The organism is Massilia sp. H6 (genome assembly GCF_024802625.1).
Lineage (GTDB): Bacteria > Pseudomonadota > Gammaproteobacteria > Burkholderiales > Burkholderiaceae_D > Telluria.
On sequence record NZ_CP103371.1, the window covers coordinates 2,219,529 to 2,236,745 of the forward strand.

A 17,217-nucleotide genomic window follows, 5' to 3' on the forward strand; every position below is an offset into this window, starting at 1 on the left:
CAATGCAGACAGCCATCGACAAGATCCGCGAACTGCGTGCGCTGCACGAAGATGGGCTGTTGAGCCGGCATGAGTTCGACCAGCGCAAGAACGCGATCCTGGATGCGGTGTATGCGCCCGCCGCGGTGTCCGCCGGGCTCACCTCAGAAGCTGCGCCCACGCGTTCCGGCACCGAGATCGGCCTGATGGCAGGGCAGGAACTCGGGCCGCAGAACCGGCGCTACCGGCTCGAACGCCTGATCGCACTTGGCGGCATGGGCCAGGTGTGGCAGGCCACCGACCTTGCCACCCACGCGGAACTGGGTCACAGTGCCCAGGTGGCGCTCAAGATCTTGCCGCCGCACCTGACCGAGTCGGCCAGTCATGCCAAATTGCTGATCCAGGAAGCCACCCGGGCGCGGCGCCTGGCGCACGAACACATCGTGCGGGTCTACGAATGGGCCCAGGACCCGGCCACCACCAGCTTTTTCCTGATCATGGAATGTCTCGACGGCGAAGACCTCGATGCCCTGCTGGCGCGTGAAGGGCGCTTGCCGTTAGAGCGGGCGTTGGCGCTGCTCGAGCCGGTGGCCGCCGCCCTCGACTACGCCTGGGACAAGCACGGCCTGGTGCACCGCGACATCAAGCCCGGCAATGTGTTCGTCACCCGGCGCGGCGAGGTCAAGCTGCTGGACTTTGGCATCGCGGCGCGCGTGCGCGCCAGCGGCGCTGCGGCCTTGCCACTTGAGCCGCCGGGAACGTCCGGCACTGCCGGCTACCGCGCGCCGGAGGCAGGCCGGCAGCAGGGCCAGCCAGCGCCCGCGCTCGACGTATATGCGGTGGCAGTGATGGTGTACCAGATGCTCGATGGCGCCTTGCCGCCGGGTTCAGGCAGGGCGCCTGGCGGCATGGAGCCGCACCAGTGGCAGGTACTGCGCACCGGCCTGGCCCGTGATCCGGCGGCGCGTCCGGCCAGCGTGCGGGCATTGCTGGAAGCCTTGCGTGGCGCCACCGGACCGACCCCGGACCAGATTGCAGCCCAGGCCGCGCTGGCGCAGGCCGCGCATGCGCAGCGCGAACGCGAGCTGGCGGCGCGGCAGCAGCAAGAAGAGCAGGAACAACTGGCCGCGCGTGCCGAAATCGACCGCCAGCGCCGCGAGCAGCAGCGCCTGGCACGCGCCAGCGCCGAACAGGCCCGGGCGGTGCGCAAGGAGGCGCTGCGCCAGCAGCTGCTGGCCAAGCGTGACGAAGTCACCGCCAAGACCCGAGAGGCGCAGGAACAGGCCCAGCGCAAGCTGGTACAGGCGCGCGCAGCCGCCAGCTACCTCGCCGAGCATCAGCGCGCGCGCGACCTGCAGGCGGCGCGCACGGCCGACGATCTCGCCAGGCTGATACCAGACGCTGCCAGCCCGGTGGCGGATGGCGAGGGTGTGTTGCGCGATGCTTTCCTGGCTGGCGCCGGCCGTGGCCCGGCGCTGGTCCTGATAGCGGCCGGCCGTTTCCAGATGGGCTCGCACGAACACGAACGCAAGATCGCGATGCAGGCCGGCGCGCAGGAGAAGTGGCTGCAGCGCGAAACGCCGCAGCGCTGGGTCGGGATCGAGCAGCCGTTCGCGATGGGGCGGCTGCCGGTGACGGTGGGTGAGTGGCGTGCCTTCGTGGCGGCCAGCAGCTGGCAGCCGAAGGGCGAGGTGCACTGGGACGCGCCGGGTTTCGCGCAGACCGACGCGCACCCGGTGGTCGGCGTGAGCTGGGACGATGCCCAGGCTTACCTGGCCTGGCTTAGCGCGGCAACCGGCCAGCGCTATCGCCTGCCGAGCGAAGCAGAATGGGAGTACGCCTGCCGCGCCGGCACCAAGAGCGCGTTCAGCTTTGGCGACACGATCAGCCCGGCACTGGCCAATTACGATGGCCGCTTCAGTTATCACGGCGGGGCGCTCGGCGCCTACCGGCGCGGCACCACCCCGGGCGGCATGTTCCCACCCAACGCCTGGGGACTGTACGACATGCATGGCAACGTCTGGGAATGGGTGCAGGATGCGCTGCATGCCAATTACGAAGGCGCGCCGCTGGACGGCAGGGCCTGGGAAAGCGGCGGCGACGCCAGCCGCCGCATCCTGCGCGGCGGCTCCTGGCAATATCATCCGCGCTACCTGCGCTCGGCGCTGCGCAATGCCTATGCCGGCACGCTGTCGAACGACATCATCGGCTTTCGCGTGGTGCGCGAACTGAACTGAACCCTGGCGCAGCGCGACAGGAAACCAATGCGAACCGCGCGATGTCCAATACAGGTTTCCAGTTCATGCATCGCGAGGGCGCCATGAAAATTCCTGAACACCTGCAAATTCCGTTTGTCGTCTTCGCCCTGCAGGCAGCCCTGCTGGGCGGTATTGCGCTGATCTTCCTGGTGCTGCGCCCGGCTTGAGGCGAGTGGGCGGGCGCCGGGCCGGATCAAGCGTCGAGCCAGGCCGGCGGGGCGAGTCGGCGTTCGCTGCTTCGCGGGGTGCGCTCGCGCATTTCCGGATACGGCCGCGCGACAAAGCGCACTCCTTGCCCAAGCCCGCGGGAGCGATCAAGCGCCATCCCTGGTGCCAGCGGCGTGTCTTGGCCACTTGCCCGGTCGCGGTGCCAGAAGCCGCCGTCGCGGTGGAACAGCAGCGGCATGGCGGCGGCGCGCGGCAGGGCACTAGCACCCGCCTTGCCCAGGGCGCCGCCCGGATCGCTGTCTGGTGCCAGGATATAAAAGGCTTCGGCCCCGGCCCCGGCGTCGGCGCGATGCAAGATGACCCCGTTGGGCAGCAGCGCGCTGACTTCGAGCTCGACCACACCGCGGATGCTGGCGGTGAGCGCAATGCGCATGCCCAGGCGCAGCGGCACCGGTACATGCTTGCCGGGCCAGCTGCCGTCGAGCAGCAGGCCGTAGCGCGACACGTCTTCGATCTCGAAGCCGTGGCGGCTCGGCCGGATCACGGCATGGCGTGCGGACAGGCGCCGCGTCAGGCCGCCGAGCTCGACGCCATGCTCGCCATGCTGCGCCAGTAGCAAGTCGGCTTGCAAGGCAGATGCTTCGAGCCGTCCCAGCACGCACTCGTCGAGCGCGAACAGGCGCAGGTGGCGCGGGGTGGCCGAGTCCGGCTCGGCATGCACCAGGCATGCGCTGGCGGTGGCACAAGGGTGGTCTTGCACGGCCGGCGGCACGTCGATCTCGATCAGGTCTTCGTCCCAGGCGATGGTAGAAAAGCCCAGGGCGACCTTGCCGCTGTCTTCGCCCAGGTTCACTTGCGCGATCGAGGCGTTGCGGGCGGTGACGTCGATGTCGACGCGCCCGCCGCCGGGAGCCTGGACGCGGGCGATGCCGGCGTCGTCGGCCGTCACGCGCACATTTTTACAAGTGGCAAGAAAAGTCTGGTGGATCTCGCTCAGGCTGGCGTCCTGGCGCGGCACCAGGATTACCGGGGTACAGGTCCAGGTGCGGCCGGCGTCCGGGCGCTGCGCATGGCGGCTGTGCAGTTCGATCTCGACCCGGTACTGGCCATGCTCCAGGCCGCGCGAGGAAAACTCGAGGAAGACCGGGCGCCAGTCGCCGCGCGAGGTGCGCTGGAATGCATAGCTTTCGCCGTCGCGCAGGCGCAGGCCCGAATGCACCAGCATGCGCACCTCGGGGGCGCAGTCCATCGGCATGCCGCGCAGTTCGAGTTTGATGGCCTGGCGCCCGCCAGCGGCGCGCGGATCGAACCCGCTGATGTGCAACTGGGGACGCTGCAAGCCGACCCTGGCCGGCGCCGGCTGGGGCGCAAACGGCGTGGCCGCTACCGGACCGCGCCCGGCGCGCAGGGCGCTGATGGCATCGAAACTGGACGGCAGGCCTGCTGGCGGAACCACTGGAGCCGGGGGCGGCATGGCGCTGGCCACCGGTAGCGGGGCTTGAACCGGTTGCGCATGCCCGTGCGCGCACACGCTGTCGCCAGGCAAGACCCAGACAGTGCAGTGCGGATGGTCGGGATGGCGGCAGCGGTTCATGATACAGGTGACGTATTGTGACGTTTTTCGCTCAAGACTGGAGCTTACGCGGTTTTGACGGCGGGCGGCGCGCTGAATTCATTGCAAGGCAACATTATTTACTAATGGGAATCTTTTAGTCCCGGCCATCGTGAGGTAGAGCTGTTTCTTCGCCTTCGCAGTGGCGAAACAGCAACGGCCGCAGCACCAGCGCGGTCAGGTTGTCGGCTTGCAGTCCGGCGGGCGGCGCCCGGTCCAGCGCATCGAACAGGCGCGTCACCATGGCGCCGGCATCGGGCGCGTTGGCCAGCAGCGCCGGCCACCCGGCAACGAAGCGCTCGGGCGCGGCGCAAGACCAGAAACCGTCGGTTGCCAGCAGGTAGGCAGCGCCGGCGCGCAGGGTCAACACGCGGCGGTCCGCCAGCTCGCCCAGCCAGGTTGGCAGGTTCAGTGGCGTCAATCCAAGCAAGGGATCGGACAGCTGCGCCGGGTTGCTGAAGGTATTGCCGAGAATAAAAGCCTGGGCGATGTGCGGCGAATGCGAACCGTGCACCCGCTGGCGCCAGCCGTGCTCGTCGATCTGTCCGGCCATGGCCGCGGCAGTAGCGGGCACATGGTCGACCGTCAGCGGCCTGGCCTGTTGCGGCCCGATTTCGTACAAGCGCGAGTCGCCCACGTGGTAAAGCAGCGGTGCGGCGCCGGGCGGCAGCTCGAGCAGGGTCAGGGTGGTGCCGGGCCGGGCCCCAGTGGCCAGGGCGGCGGTGGCGAAATGGCGCTGCAGCCGCGCGTGCAGCAGGTCGAGCTGGCCGGCCAGTTCGGCCACCGTGCGGCAGGGCGGCAGCGCCAGCAAGCCTTCGGCCACGGCTTCGGCCGCCTCGCGTCCATGGCCGTGCCCGCCCATGCCGTCGAGTACCGCCACGCGCCCATGGCCGGCGGGCCAGCCGGCCAGCTGCGTGCGGCGTACCCTCTGTTCGAGCAGGCAGCAAGCCTGGCCGGCGAAGTCGATGACGACGAAATTGTCCTGGTTCTCGGCCCGCTGGACCGGCCCGCAGCCACGCCGGCTGGCGACGGCGACGTCGTAGTAGGGGGCAAACTGGAACTGGGCGAGGAGAGCGGACAAGGCTGGCGGCATGGGTTGGGGGGCGATCCGGTGACGATCCCGACACTTTACACGCAAGCCATTGGCACGGAGCCCGGCTCAGATGGGGTTGTCCCGGTTCTTTCCGCTTCCGATGGCCAGCGTAGCCGCATTAACTAGTACGCAGGCCCCGGCGGCGGCCAAGGCCGCCGGCACGCCCCAATGGTCTGCAACCTGGCCCCAGAACACGCTACCCATGACATAGCCGCCCGACATCACGAACAGGTAAATCGACAGCGTGCGCGCCCGCACTTCGGCCGGAAACGACAGCTGGGCCGCGGCATTGAGCGTGGAGACCGTGGCCGACCAGGCCATGCCGCCGCAGATGGTCATGGGCACCAGCAGCGCCAGCGAGCGGCTGCCGGCCAGCGCCAGCAGCATCAGGCCATATACCAGCAGGGCGCCGACCAGGACCCCGGTCTTGTCGACCCGGGCCCGCACTTGGGGCAGGAAGAAGGCGGCGATGACTGCGCCGCCGCCCAGGCAACCCATCAGCAGGCCATAGGTGCTCGACTGCCGCTGCAGCACGTCGCGCACGAACACCGGCAGCAGGCTGGCAAAGGCGATGGTGGCAAAGAACACCGAGCACACATTGCGCAGGATGCGCCGGTAACGCGCACAACCAAGGGCGGCATCGAGACCGCAGCGCAAGCGCTGCTGGAAACTGGCGCGCGCGCTTGCCTGCGGCGTATGCTCCTGCCACCAGGCCCAGTACACCCCAAGCAGTCCCAGGAAGGACAGCGCATTGGCCAGGAACAGGGCGCTGGCGCCGATCCAGCCGAACAGCAGCCCGCCCAGCGCCGGTCCGATGATGGCCGACAGGTTATACGACAGGTTGTTGAGGGTGGCGGCGGCTTCGACTTCGTCGGGTTCGACCAGCCCCGACATTGCTGCCTGCCAGGCCGGCCACACGAAGGCGGTGCCGACACCCACGCAGAACGTGATCACCAGCACCGCTGTGCTCGAGACCAGCCCGGTAGCGGCCAGCAGCGCCATGGCGGCCGCGCACAAGGCCATGTACAGATTGCAGAAGAACAAAAACTTCGGCCGGTGCACGGCGTCTGCCACCACGCCGGCGAGCAGTGCGCACAGCAAAATCGGGACATAGGTCGCGGTCTGCACCAGCGAGGTGATCGAGGCCGACTGTGTCATCGAGGCCACCAGCCAGGCCGAGGCGAAGGTCTGGATCCAGGTGCCGAGATTCGATACCATGTTGGCCAGCCAGAGCTTGCGGTAACGCGGATGGCGCAGCGGCTGGGTCAGGGGCACCCTGCGGCGCGCGCTGGTGCGCACGGCAGGTGAGGGTAGGGGCGGCGCGATGGTGGCGCTGGCGCTGACGTTTGTACTGTCTTGGGTGCAGGTAGAGGGGTAGGGGCCCGGGCATGGGCTGGCATTGGGCATGGTCAGGACAGTGTAGAAGCCTTCCCTGCCGCTGGTCAATAAAATTGCCAAACAGAAAGAGCTATTCTAATATCTTGATCATATTGTTGCTTTCCGAGAACACGCGCCCCATGAACCAGATGCTGATCCGACCATTGCAAGCCGGGGATATACCAGCCGTGGCCGCCATGCTGCGCGAACTGGCGCGCGAATTCATTGTCCACGAATCGACGCTTGAAGGCGCATCAACCTTTCTCGCAGAGAACAACGCACAAGGCATACGGGGCTTCCTGGCCAGCGGCCATGTCTACCATGTGGCGCTGATCGAAGGCGAGCTGGCCGGCTTCGTGGCGATACGCGGGTGCAACCACCTGTTTCACCTGTTTGTCGGCAAACGCTGGCAGCGGCGCGGGGTAGGCCGGGCATTGTGGGTGACCGCGCGCGCGGCAGCGCAGGGCAGTGGCGGCGATGGCAGCTTTACCGTGAATGCCTCGAATTTCGCGGTACCGGTGTACGGGGCTCTTGGCTTCGTACGCACCGGCCCGACCGCGTGCGTCAAGGGCCTGTATTTCAACCCGATGCGGCTGGCCAGGCGCGATTAATGTCCCTCGTGGCGCTGGCGTAGCCACAGGCTGCTGGCCCAGCCCTGCTGGCGCTGTCCGTCGAGCTCGACACTTAGCTGCCACCAGTCTCCCTGACGGCGGCCGGTCGCAATCACTTCTGTGCCGGCCGGCACCACCGCCAGGCGCGCCGCGTTGACGCCCACGGCGGCACGCAGGTTCAAATCGTCGCGCACGCGGTAGCGTTCGCCCGCGAGCGGCGTGTTGCCATGGTGCGCGGCCGCTTGCACGCCCGCCGGCGCGCCGAACAGGCCTTGCAGCAGGGCGCCAACGAGCGCCGTGCCGCCAACCAGCACCGCCAGCGCGCGCGCGTTCGGCCGCCGCCACCAGGCGCGCGGCGTGAACCAGGCCCCCAGGCACAGTGTCAGCAGCAGGCCCGCGGCGTACCACAGGTACGGGCCATAGTGAGAGATCGAAGCGGTCGGTTGCATGGCTGGCTCACGCGTCGAAGCGCAGCACGTAATGGCCGGCGACCAGGTGGTGGCCGGGCGGTATCAGGTAAGGCTGCTGGGCGCTTGCCTCGAGCACCTGCGCCACCAGGCCCAGCTCGCCATCGAGGTGGAACAATGCCTGGGTGTCGGACAGGCGCACGATCCGCATGCCGTCGCTGGCAGCCTCCCAGCTGAAGGCATTGCGCGACAGCCCGAGCCGGTCGGCGCTGGCGGCGGCGCTGCCGTCGGCGTGGCGCAGGAACTGCGGCGCATCGAGCACACGCAGCGCAGCCAGCGCGGGCATGCCGCGTCCGAACACCAGGCTAGCGCCGGCCGCGGCCGGCTGGACCGGACCCTGCTCCAGGCCAAGCAGCGCGCAGTAGCGGTCCGCCATCTGGGGCGGCACCGCGTGCAGCCGGACGCTGGCGCCGTCTTGCGGTGCAAAGCTCGATGGCACGCTGACGCGCTGGCGCCCGGCTCCGGTGATGGCATGCAGCTGGTCGGCGGCGTCGACGGCAAAGCCGATCACGTCGTCCTTGCCGGGTGCTACCGGGTTCAAGGTCGAACCGTTTGCGGGTCCGAGGCCGATCTCCAGTGACTCGGCGCCGGTGTCGCGATAGCGGCTAAGGCGCGGTAGAGCCAGCGCGGCCAGCGTGATGCGGTGGCGCGCGACCGGTGCGTAGGTGGCATCGTTTTCCGAAGCACTGATTCGATCGGCTGGCGCTGCCGCCAGCGGCATGGCGGTCGCTTCGCCACCAGCGAGCTCGGCCACGGCAGCACGCGCCTTCCAGACCGAGGGGCCGCGCGCCGGGATGGCGCTGTCCGCCATGGCCGGCGCCGCCAGCGGCGCGCCGGCCGCACGGCTGATGCGCAGCAGCAGGCGCTGGCCGGTGTTGCTGGCAGTGCCGTGTTTGGCGCGCACCACGTAATAGCCATTGGCCTCGTCGAAGCGGCAGTCGAGTGCATCTTTCGGGCGTACCTGCACCTCGATCGGCGCGTCAAGGCCATCGTTGATCAGCAGGATGCCGCCATCGGGCCCGAATGGCCAGCCCGGCACGCAGAAGGTGGCGTTCGCACCGTCCTGGCCGACTACGGTCAGGCGCTGGTTCGGATACACCACGCACACCGGCTGCCAGATCGCACTGTCGCGCGAGGCGCTCACCGTGTACAGGATCTGTTCGCCCGGCGCCGGCAGGTAGACCGCGTGACCAAATTTCACCTTGACTTCGCCCTGCGCGACTTCGTCGGCGCCGACCACGTGGTAGCGCACTTCGTCGCCGCCGAGCAGGTCGCCGAAATCCTTCTGGTGCAGCGCGGCCAGCGACTGCGCCAGGTCGCGCACGCGCGCGCCGCGGGTCAGGTGGCGGTCGTCGTCGACCTGCTCTTGCGGCAGCATCAGGGTGACGTGCGAAAAGCAGCGGGTGGCGGCGCGTCCGCGCTGCTCGCGCGGCGAGCGCTCGAGCAGGTCGCGCAGCAGCGGACGGCGGGAGAACAGCGACAGGCCGGGCGCCTGCCACAGCGCTTCGGCATTGAACACATCGTCGACCCTGGCTAGCACTTCGTGTTGGACATAGACCGGCATAATGGATTCTCCTCGGATGATTGAACGCTCGCCATGCCGAACGCTAGCAGGGGGCAGATGAAAAACAGCAGGTGCGAGCCGCCGCTGGAAAGAAAACTCATCGGCTGCCCCATGATGGGAAACAGGGCCAGGTTGGTGCCCCACGACAGCAAGAAGTGCCCGGCCAGGAAGGCAGCGCCGCCGCACAGGGCAAAGCACTGGAAGCGCCCGAGCCAGGCGCGCCGGAAATCGCGGGCGCCGGCTGCCACTTGCCAGGCGCGGGCGGCCGCATGCAGCAGTGCCGCCAGCAGCCCGGCCTGCAGCAGCCATACCAGCAGGGCGCCGACCAGCCCGTGGCGATACAGCAGGAACGAGGGCGCGAAATCGTCCTGCACCGCCGGGATGCGCAGCGCCTCGCCGGCGGACTGGCCAAGCGTGGCGAGGCCGAGCAGGCCATCGGCCCCGACCCAGGCGCCTGCGGCGACGGCGCGCGCGCCCAGCAGCATCTGCTGGCCGGTATGGGGATGGGCAGTCGGGTCGGACCAGACCTGGAAACGCTCGGTATAGAAACCGGCCGCACCGAGACCGGGCGCGGCCTGCTGCAGTGCCGCCGCGCCCACCAGCGCGCCGAAGCACAGCGCGCCAACGATGGCCGCGCCACGCCGGCGGCCACTGGCCAGGCACCAGGCCACGAACGATACGGCGGCCCATACCAGCAGCAGGATCAGGGGCGAATAGTCGTCGACCTGGATCAGGGCCACCGCCAGCAGCAGTACGAATAGCAAGGCCGGCGCGATGATGCGCAGCCAGGCCTGCCAGTGGCGCGCCGCCGCCACGGCGGCCGGGGCCGCGCCGCCGGTAGCCAGCGCCAGGCAATGGGCGCTCAGGGCCGCCAGTGCGAGCTTGGCAAATTCCACCGGCTGGACATCGAATACCCCGGTTTCGTTGCCGAAAGCTACTTGCAGCACCAGCGCGCCCAGCGCGCACAGCGCCAGCGCCACCAGCAAGTACTCGGTGGCCGGGCGCGACACGCTGGCGCGGGCCACGCCCTGGAACAGCAGCAGCCCAAGGGGCAGGCCGATGGCCAGCAGCACGCAGCTGTTTTCGACATGGCGCAGCCAGGCCGTGTCGCGCGCGCCCAGCCCGAGTTCGAGCTGTACCAGCAAACCGGCGCCGAGCAGCAGCACGGCGAGCGCGCCCAGCACGGCAACCCGCGCCGCCCAGAGCAGGGCCAGCCACAGCGCGGCCCAGGCCAGCAACAAGGCCCAGCCGGCGCCCGGCGCGGCAGCGCTGCGCTGCATGACCAGCATCAGCACCGCCAGCGCGACAATGGCGACCGCCGCCGCGATCCGGATCGCTGGCGCCAGGCCGCGGGTAGGTTCGGCCAGGCGCCAGCCGGCCAGTGCGGCCAGCAAGGCGGCGGCCAGCGCCGCGCTCCAGGCGGCGGCCGGTGGCGCCTTGACTTGCCACAGCGAGCGCTCTTGCCAGTGCCAGCGCAGGCCCGGAGCGAACTGCGACTGCGCCTGCGCAAACAGTTCGACCTGTGCCGATGGCACCAGCGTAAGCCTGGCGGCCTGCGTGCTGACAGCGTCGAAGGACAGTGCAAACGCGGTGCGTCCCACGGCAAGGCCGGTGACGCCGTCGAGCGCATGTTCGCGCTGCGCCACGTCGCTCCAGCGACCGTCTTGCCGCACCAGCACCGGCTGCGACCCGCGCACGGTCAGGGCGACGTCCTGGCTGCCACGCTCGCCCCGGCTAGCGGCGCCGGCAGCGGCGCGCGCCAGGCTGACATTGCCGGCCTCGAGGCCCGCCACCGGCAACCGGTTGCCGCAATACAGGTGGCCACCGAAAGCCAGCGGACGGGCGAGGCTGAGAATGGCCGGTGCGATCCGGTTCCAGTAGGCGCCCAGGCGGGTGCCCGCGCCGGCGCCGGGGCAGGCAGGCTGCATCGCGCCGTCGCGCAGCAGCAGCGCGCCATCGTAGTGCCAGCGCTGTCCGGCGGCGCGCAGTTGGGCGGTGCCGTCGCCCGCCTGCGTGACGTCGAAGCGGGTGGCGCCCACCTGCAACTGCTGGCCGGCAGCCAGAACGATGCTGCCGGTGTGGCGCCGCGCGCTCCCATGGCGCAGCACGGCGCCTTGCGCCGGATTGGTGTTACGCAGCCACCAGCTGCCTTCGGCGTCGCGGCGCACACTGAACTGGTGTGCACCGGCGCGCGGCGCGGCCAGCTCTGCGCGTCCCAGCATGGCCGATTCGCCAGGCCGGAGATCGAGTGTGATCGCGGCCGGCAGCCAGCGCTGCGGTGCCAGCGTCAGCGCAGCCAGATGCAGTGCGCAGACCAGGCCAAGCGCCAAGCCTGCTGCCGCTAGCCGGGTATTCATGCGGCCCTGCGCAGCGCGAGCGCGCGCTGGGGCAGATCCTGGTTGCAGCGCGCCAGGCTGTCGCGCACCGCGCTGAGCATGCGGCTGATGTCGAGTGCATGGCGCGGACGTTGGTCGGGCGTGGACCCCAGCAAGCTGCGCAGCAGCGCCAGCGCCGGCGCCTGCGCGGCGCCAAAGACAGCGCCGAAACTCGCCGCTTCATCGTGCTGCAGTGATGGCGGCGGCCCGCCATGCCGTGCCCACAGGACGGCGGCGCCTTCGCGCCCGTGTGCGCGGTAGGCTTCGGCGCACGCCGCGCCGTAGCGCAGCACCTGGCCGCAGGCCAGGTAGTACAGCAAGCCGCCAAGGGCGAAGTAGTCGCTGCGCGCGTCGCCCCCGTACAGGCCGCCGGCCTGGGGGAAGAACTGTTCCGGTGCCTGCCAGCTGGCGGTGCCGGCATACACTGGTGTGGGTTGCTCGAGCAGTGCCCGGCTGGTGCCGAAGTCGGCAAGCTTGAGGGCGCCAGTGAGGCGGTCGAGCAGCAGGTTGCCGGGCTTTAGGTCGAGGTAGCGAAAGCCGGCGGCGTGGACCTTGCCCAGCGCCTGGTTGACCTGGGCCACCCACGCAAGTGCCTGGCCGGGAGTGGCGGTGCCCTTGGTGGCCCCGGCGGCCAGCAATCCGGCCAGGTCGCCATCGAGCAGTTCCAGCGCCATCGCCGGCAGGCCGTCGTGCTCGCCGCTGTCGAGCAAACGCACGATGTGGCGTCCGTCCCAGGGCGCGAGCCGGGCCAGAAAGGCGATTTCATTGCGGGCGCTGTCGCTCCAGTGGCTGCGCAGCGCGGCAGGCGCACGATACATTTGCCCGGTGTTGACCAACTTGAGGGCGACTTCGCCTGCGGCACCTGCGCGCTCGGCCCGCCATACCAGGCCGTAAGCCGATTTCCCGAGCAATTCCCGCAGCCGGTACTGGCCCTGTGCCAACGAAACAATACTGCCTTGCTCGACCATGCCAGTCTCCGCCACCGGCGCGCTGCGCCCTTGCACAAAACAAGCGGGGGGAAGGAGAAAAGCGGCGGGCGCCAGGCCCGGCGAAAAAAATGCCGCGCAGTGCGCGGCATTTAAAATCAGCGATCGTAACGGTCGTAGCGGTCGTAGCGGTCGTAACGGTCGTAGCGCTCCCAGTCACGGCGCTCATGGCGATCGCGGCCATGCTTGACCCAGCCATGATTTCCGACGTAGACAGCGCGCGGCTGCACATACACCGGGCGCGACTGGACGTAAACGGCACGCTGTTCGACGTACACCGGACGCGGCTCGACGTAGACCTGGCGCTGCTCGACATATACCGGGCGCGGCTGGTGATAGCCACCGGTGCCATAGGCTACCGCTACCTGGCCACGGTTGTCGTAGTAGCCGCGGTTGTCGTGGTTGCCGCGGTAGTTGCCACGGTAACTGTCGCGATAACTGTCGCGATAATTGTCGCCGTAATAGCCGCGGCTGTCGTGATAACTGCGGCTGCCGTGCCCGGAAGCCGAGTGACCCGATACCGAATTTCCCAGTGCCGCACCGATCGCGCCGCCTACCAGGGCGCCGCCCGAGCCGCCGGCACTATGGCCGATGGCGGCGCCGATCACGGCGCCAATTGCAGTGTTCACGCCACGGTCGCCAGCATTCGCTGCGGGCGAAACGGCAACCGCGGCCAGCACCACCGCACCAAAGCATTTAGATTTCAACATGGCATAGTCCTCGTGGCCTGGGCGGGGATCAGGATGATCGTATCGTCGCCAAGCATGGATGCACTATAGGGCCAGGTATCCGGCGCGCCACAGCTATATACAGATTATTACAAATGGACATGTTTCGGTAACAGGTAAGGCATGGCCCTTGCAGTGCGGGCAGGCTGCCCCATCTGATCAGTGCTGAACTTCAGCCGCGCGCCCGGTACCTTGTATCGTGCTAATACATGTGTTTCGACAGGGCCCTGTGTGAACCGTTCCTTTGCCGCCGTGCTGTCCCTGCTGGTCCTGTTGCAAATTTACGTAGGCATGCGCCTGTTGCCGGACCTGGCGCCGGGCGCTCTCGGCATGCTTTTGGCCGTGCTGGCTCTGGTTGTGCTGACCCTGCTGGTGCCGGTCGGGCTGATGTCGGCGTCGCTGCGCCGCCGCCGGTGGCCGCAGCCCCTTGCCTGGGCCGGGCTGCTGTCGATGGGGCTGTTCTCGTCGCTGCTGGTGGCGACGCTGGCACGCGACCTTGTATTGCTGGCACTGCATCTGGGGGAGCTGGCTGGCCTGCCCGGCATCACCTTCACGCCCACTGCCATGCAGGCCAGCGCGCTGGCGGTGCCGCTGGTGGCGCTGGGCGTGACCCTGCTCGGTTTTGTCAATGCGCGCCGCCTGGCGCGGGTGGTGACAGTGAACGTGCCGATCGCCGGCCTGCCGCCCGCGTTGCAGGGCTATGCGATCGCCCAGGTATCCGACATCCACGTCGGCCCCACGATCGGCCGCTCCTACCTCGAGGCCATCGTCGGGCGCGTCAACACGCTCGGTGCCGACGCGATTGCGATTACCGGCGACCTGGTGGACGGCAGCGTGCAGCGCCTGGCCGCGCAGGTTGCGCCTCTGGCGCACCTGGCGGCCCCGGACGGGGTGTTCTTCGTGACCGGAAACCACGAATATTACTCAGGGGTCGAGGAGTGGGTCGCGCAGCTGCGCCGGCTCGGGATCACCGTGCTGATGAACCAGCACGTGATCCGGCGCCGCGGCGCTGCCGCCCTGATGATTGCCGGCGTGGCCGACTATGGCGCCCACCATTTCCATCCGGCGCACAAGAGTGATGCGCGTGCTGCCGCGGCGAATGCCCCGGCGGACCTTGGCGTGCGCGTGCTGCTCGCGCACCAGCCGAGAAGCGCACCCGACGCCGCCGCCGCCGGCTTCGACCTGCAGTTGTCCGGCCACACCCATGGCGGCCAGTTCTTCCCATGGAATTTATTGGTGCCATTGCAGCAGCCTTTCGTTGCCGGCCTGCACCGCGTGCGTGGCATGTGGTTATACATCAGCCGCGGTACCGGATACTGGGGACCGCCGAAACGCTTCGGGGCACCGTCCGAGATTACGCTCGTACGGCTGGTCGCCGCCTAGCGTATTGTAAATACGACACTTTTTTGCGGCGGGCAGCGGCTGCATGCGCTAAGCTGCGTGTCCTGTTCTCATCGCCCAAGGATTCCACGCATGATCCGCAGTGTTCGCCATATTCACCATATTCGCCGGCTTCCCGTCCTGTCCATGCTTGCTGCCGTGCTGATCGCGGGTCCGGCCACCGCCGCCAGCCCTGGCAACGATCCAGCAGCGCTCGCCAAGATTCGCGATACGGCCATGAGCAGCGATTACGCCTGGGAGCGGCTGGCGGACATGACCGACCTGATCGGCCCTCGTTTGTCCGGCTCGGCCGGGGCGGCGGCGGCAGTGACTCAGGTGGCCGATGCGATGCGCAAGCTCGGCGCCCGGGTTACGCTGCAGCCGGTCAAGGTTCCGCACTGGGTACGTGGCCAGGAAACGGGCGAGCTGGTGGATTACCAGGGCCGTCCGGCCGGCCTGTCGCAGCGCGTGGTGGTGACCGCGCTCGGCGGCTCGGGCGCGACGCCGGCTGGCGGCTTGACCGCGCCGGTGCTCATCGTCGGGAGTTTCGATGAACTCAAGGCGCGCAGCGCTGAGGTAAAGGGCAAGATCGTGTTGTTCGATGTGGCTTTCGACCAGGCCATGGCCGACCGCGGCTTGGCGGGGCCGGCTTATGGCCAGGCCTCGGCCTACCGCCGCGACGGCCCACGCCTGGCGGCGGAGATGGGCGCGGCCGCGGCGCTGGTGCGCTCGGTGGGCGGCGCCAATTACCGCCTGCCGCACGCTGGCAGCACCGCCCTGGCGGACGGCGCACGGATCCCGGCCGCGGCCGTGACGGCCGAAGACGCCATGCTGATGGCGCGCCTGTCGCGGCGCGGTCCGGTGCGCATGCGCCTGCTGCTGACCCCGCAGACCCTGCCGGACGCCGACAGCTACAACGTCATCGCCGACCTGCCAGGCACCGACAAACCGGACGAAATCGTGATCGTGTCGGGTCACCTCGATTCGTGGGACCTGGCGACCGGCGCCCATGACGACGCCACCGGTGTCGCCAGTGCGATGGCGGTGCTGGCAACGCTGAAGCAACTCGACTACCGTCCGCGCCGCACCATCCGCATGATTGCCTGGATGAACGAAGAAAACGGCATGCGTGGTGCGCGCGGCTATCTGGCAGCCGAGCAGGCCAATGTCGACAAGCATATTGGCGCGATCGAAAGCGACAACGGCGCCGGCCGGCCGTTTGGCGTGCGCGCCAGCGTGCCGGCCGCGTCGAACAAACTGTTCGCGCCGCTGCAGGCGGCCTTGCTGCCGATAGGCGCCGGCGTGTTCCAGCGCCAGGATGCCTTGTCGACCGGGGATTTGTCGGGGCTGGAACGCGCTGGCGTGCCGAGTTTTGCGCCGCTGCTCGACACCTCGCGGTATTTCGATTACCACCACACAGCGGCCGATACCCTGGACAAGGTCGACCCTGACCTGCTGCGCCGGCATGTGGCATTGATGGCGGCGACCAGCTGGTTCCTGGCCAATATCGAACAGCCGATCGGGCGCGCGAACGTTCCTGGGGCCAACTGACCCGCGCCTGCGCGGCGCGTGGCCTCGGGCGGTAGCTAAGATGACGCCGGCTTACGGCACCATGATGCGCCTGACTGCGCGCGCGTGTCCCCGGTACGGTCGCCCGTAGATGGTCTGGATGCCGCTGGCGAAATTCTGGCCCCAGACCAGTTGCGAGCGGGTCTCGTGCGGCTCGCAGGACCAATACCAGTTGCGCTCGAAGCCTTCGCGCTGGTTGGCAAACAGCAACGCCAATTCGCGCCGCGTCGGCAAGGCGCCGCCGCGCGCGCCAGCCCATTCGGTGGCGCTGGGCCAGCTGACGTCGGCGGCTTCGCCAGGCAGCAGGATCAGGTGGTAGTCAGAGTCGTCCTTGCCCAGGATCAGACCCGCATAAGCCTCGCCTTCTTGCAGCATGGCCCGCACTTGCATGAACTCGCCCATATAAAATTTCCTCGTGGTTGGTAGCGTTCCATTAAGACCGTGCGGATTCGGCTTTGGTTGCGTCCACTGTTCGATTTGGCTCATACAAGTGTTTAATTTCACTCAGGAATCACACTTGGGGCTTTGTCACGTTGCGCAGGTATTTTTTCAAAAAGTTGAACTAAGGCAGTTTCCACGTCTCAAAGTTATTCATTCATTTGATGATGTAAGGAACTTGCATGAAACAATATGACAGGCTCGCGCGCTTAGGTTTGAATACGGCGTTCTGCTGCGCCGCTGCTGCTTTGCTGTCCGCCTGTGGCGGCGAGATGACCGAGGATGCGGGGCTCGGGCAAACGACCAGCATGGCGCACGTCAGCAGCGTACCCGGCTCCGCCGCCGCCGCGGTCGCCGAGGCTGAGACGCGCCTTGATCGCGCTGCAGAATCGGTGCCAGCGCAGACGCCAGTGCAGGCGCCAGTGCCGGAGCCTGCCGGCGCTACGGTCGATTCGCCGCTCGAGTACGATGTGGGCCAGCAAGACAATCAAGCCGGACCCGATGGCGAGGCCGGTGATGGCGGCGGCATGCCGGCGTCCACCAACGAGCCCGAAGTCGGCATGCCGACCGAGGGCATGGAAGCGCCGCTGCCCGCAAATTGAACGGGTCGGT

At 68.4% G+C, this 17,217-nt stretch carries 14 protein-coding genes; 5 read left to right on the forward strand and 9 right to left on the reverse strand.

What is annotated here, in order from left to right; genetic code table 11:
- Nucleotides 1–2: 2 nt before the first annotated feature.
- The gene (locus tag NRS07_RS09945; protein WP_259205904.1) at nucleotides 3–2,216 is read left to right on the forward strand and encodes an SUMF1/EgtB/PvdO family nonheme iron enzyme; all 2,214 of its coding nucleotides are present in this window, start codon (nucleotides 3–5) and stop codon (nucleotides 2,214–2,216) included.
- Between the two features lie 214 nt (nucleotides 2,217–2,430).
- On the opposite strand, the gene NRS07_RS09950 is transcribed toward NRS07_RS09945, so the two are convergent.
- The 3 genes from NRS07_RS09950 to NRS07_RS09960 all read right to left on the reverse strand — a co-directional run bounded on the left by NRS07_RS09950 (nucleotide 2,431) and on the right by NRS07_RS09960 (nucleotide 6,556).
- Complete coding sequence (locus NRS07_RS09950; protein WP_259205905.1) at nucleotides 2,431–3,999, reverse strand: FHA domain-containing protein; 1,569 nt, start codon at nucleotides 3,997–3,999, stop codon at nucleotides 2,431–2,433.
- 115 nt (nucleotides 4,000–4,114) lie between these two features.
- Nucleotides 4,115–5,098, reverse strand: a complete 984-nt coding sequence (locus NRS07_RS09955; protein ID WP_259205907.1) for a PP2C family serine/threonine-protein phosphatase — start codon at nucleotides 5,096–5,098, stop codon at nucleotides 4,115–4,117.
- A 78-nt stretch (nucleotides 5,099–5,176) separates the two neighbouring features.
- On the reverse strand, nucleotides 5,177–6,556 hold the full coding sequence (locus tag NRS07_RS09960; RefSeq protein ID WP_259205909.1) for an MFS transporter: 1,380 nt from the start codon (nucleotides 6,554–6,556) through the stop codon (nucleotides 5,177–5,179).
- Nucleotides 6,557–6,627: 71 nt separating this feature from the next.
- On the opposite strand from NRS07_RS09960, the gene NRS07_RS09965 reads away from it, so the two are divergent.
- Nucleotides 6,628–7,098 carry a GNAT family N-acetyltransferase gene (locus tag NRS07_RS09965; protein ID WP_259205910.1) on the forward strand — a complete coding sequence of 157 codons (471 nt, stop codon included), beginning with the start codon at nucleotides 6,628–6,630 and terminating at the stop codon, nucleotides 7,096–7,098.
- Here the strand turns inward: NRS07_RS09965 and NRS07_RS09970 are convergent.
- From NRS07_RS09970 to NRS07_RS09990, 5 genes are all read right to left on the reverse strand, one after another.
- Complete coding sequence (locus tag NRS07_RS09970) at nucleotides 7,095–7,547, reverse strand: SH3 domain-containing protein (protein ID WP_259205911.1); 453 nt, start codon at nucleotides 7,545–7,547, stop codon at nucleotides 7,095–7,097. The genes NRS07_RS09965 and NRS07_RS09970 overlap by 4 nt on opposite strands.
- 7 nt (nucleotides 7,548–7,554) lie before the next feature.
- The gene (locus tag NRS07_RS09975; protein ID WP_259205912.1) at nucleotides 7,555–9,129 is read right to left on the reverse strand and encodes a hypothetical protein; all 1,575 of its coding nucleotides are present in this window, start codon (nucleotides 9,127–9,129) and stop codon (nucleotides 7,555–7,557) included.
- A complete protein-coding gene (locus tag NRS07_RS09980) occupies nucleotides 9,099–11,486 on the reverse strand; it encodes an FtsW/RodA/SpoVE family cell cycle protein (protein WP_259205913.1) in 2,388 nt (795 codons plus the stop codon). Before NRS07_RS09980 ends, NRS07_RS09975 begins: the two co-directional genes overlap by 31 nt.
- Nucleotides 11,483–12,472, reverse strand: a complete 990-nt coding sequence (locus NRS07_RS09985) for a serine/threonine protein kinase (protein ID WP_259205914.1) — start codon at nucleotides 12,470–12,472, stop codon at nucleotides 11,483–11,485. Before NRS07_RS09985 ends, NRS07_RS09980 begins: the two co-directional genes overlap by 4 nt.
- 116 nt (nucleotides 12,473–12,588) lie before the next feature.
- Nucleotides 12,589–13,200 carry a hypothetical protein gene (locus tag NRS07_RS09990; protein ID WP_259205918.1) on the reverse strand — a complete coding sequence of 204 codons (612 nt, stop codon included), beginning with the start codon at nucleotides 13,198–13,200 and terminating at the stop codon, nucleotides 12,589–12,591.
- Nucleotides 13,201–13,509: 309 nt separating this feature from the next.
- Between NRS07_RS09990 and NRS07_RS09995 the strand changes: the two genes are divergently transcribed.
- Nucleotides 13,510–14,601 (forward strand): metallophosphoesterase, encoded by a 1,092-nt coding sequence (locus NRS07_RS09995; RefSeq protein ID WP_259213127.1) that lies wholly within the window; start codon nucleotides 13,510–13,512, stop codon nucleotides 14,599–14,601.
- A gap of 90 nt (nucleotides 14,602–14,691) precedes the next feature.
- Complete coding sequence (locus NRS07_RS10000; RefSeq protein ID WP_259205920.1) at nucleotides 14,692–16,149, forward strand: M20/M25/M40 family metallo-hydrolase; 1,458 nt, start codon at nucleotides 14,692–14,694, stop codon at nucleotides 16,147–16,149.
- Nucleotides 16,150–16,200: 51 nt separating this feature from the next.
- Here the strand turns inward: NRS07_RS10000 and NRS07_RS10005 are convergent, their stop codons facing one another.
- Nucleotides 16,201–16,569 (reverse strand): DUF1566 domain-containing protein, encoded by a 369-nt coding sequence (locus tag NRS07_RS10005; protein ID WP_259205921.1) that lies wholly within the window; start codon nucleotides 16,567–16,569, stop codon nucleotides 16,201–16,203.
- 218 nt (nucleotides 16,570–16,787) lie between these two features.
- Here NRS07_RS10005 and NRS07_RS10010 point away from each other — a divergent pair, with 218 nt between their 5' ends.
- On the forward strand, nucleotides 16,788–17,207 hold the full coding sequence (locus tag NRS07_RS10010) for a hypothetical protein (protein WP_259205922.1): 420 nt from the start codon (nucleotides 16,788–16,790) through the stop codon (nucleotides 17,205–17,207).
- The last annotated feature ends 10 nt before the right edge of the window (nucleotides 17,208–17,217 follow it).

Bases quoted from the DNA above. Each gene is read 5' to 3' on its own strand.
- NRS07_RS09985 (WP_259205914.1), bottom strand. From the start codon at position 12,472: ATGGTCGAGCAAGGCAGTATTGTTTCGTTGGCACAGGGCCAGTACCGG.
- NRS07_RS09945 (WP_259205904.1), top strand. From the start codon at position 3: ATGCAGACAGCCATCGACAAGATCCGCGAACTGCGTGCGCTGCACGAA.
- NRS07_RS09995 (WP_259213127.1), top strand. From the start codon at position 13,510: ATGCGCCTGTTGCCGGACCTGGCGCCGGGCGCTCTCGGCATGCTTTTG.
- NRS07_RS09970 (WP_259205911.1), bottom strand. From the start codon at position 7,547: ATGCAACCGACCGCTTCGATCTCTCACTATGGCCCGTACCTGTGGTAC.
- NRS07_RS09975 (WP_259205912.1), bottom strand. From the start codon at position 9,129: ATGCCGGTCTATGTCCAACACGAAGTGCTAGCCAGGGTCGACGATGTG.
- NRS07_RS10000 (WP_259205920.1), top strand. From the start codon at position 14,692: ATGATCCGCAGTGTTCGCCATATTCACCATATTCGCCGGCTTCCCGTC.
- NRS07_RS09980 (WP_259205913.1), bottom strand. From the start codon at position 11,486: ATGAATACCCGGCTAGCGGCAGCAGGCTTGGCGCTTGGCCTGGTCTGC.
- NRS07_RS09950 (WP_259205905.1), bottom strand. From the start codon at position 3,999: ATGAACCGCTGCCGCCATCCCGACCATCCGCACTGCACTGTCTGGGTC.
- NRS07_RS09990 (WP_259205918.1), bottom strand. From the start codon at position 13,200: ATGTTGAAATCTAAATGCTTTGGTGCGGTGGTGCTGGCCGCGGTTGCC.
- NRS07_RS09965 (WP_259205910.1), top strand. From the start codon at position 6,628: ATGAACCAGATGCTGATCCGACCATTGCAAGCCGGGGATATACCAGCC.
- NRS07_RS10005 (WP_259205921.1), bottom strand. From the start codon at position 16,569: ATGGGCGAGTTCATGCAAGTGCGGGCCATGCTGCAAGAAGGCGAGGCT.
- NRS07_RS10010 (WP_259205922.1), top strand. From the start codon at position 16,788: ATGAAACAATATGACAGGCTCGCGCGCTTAGGTTTGAATACGGCGTTC.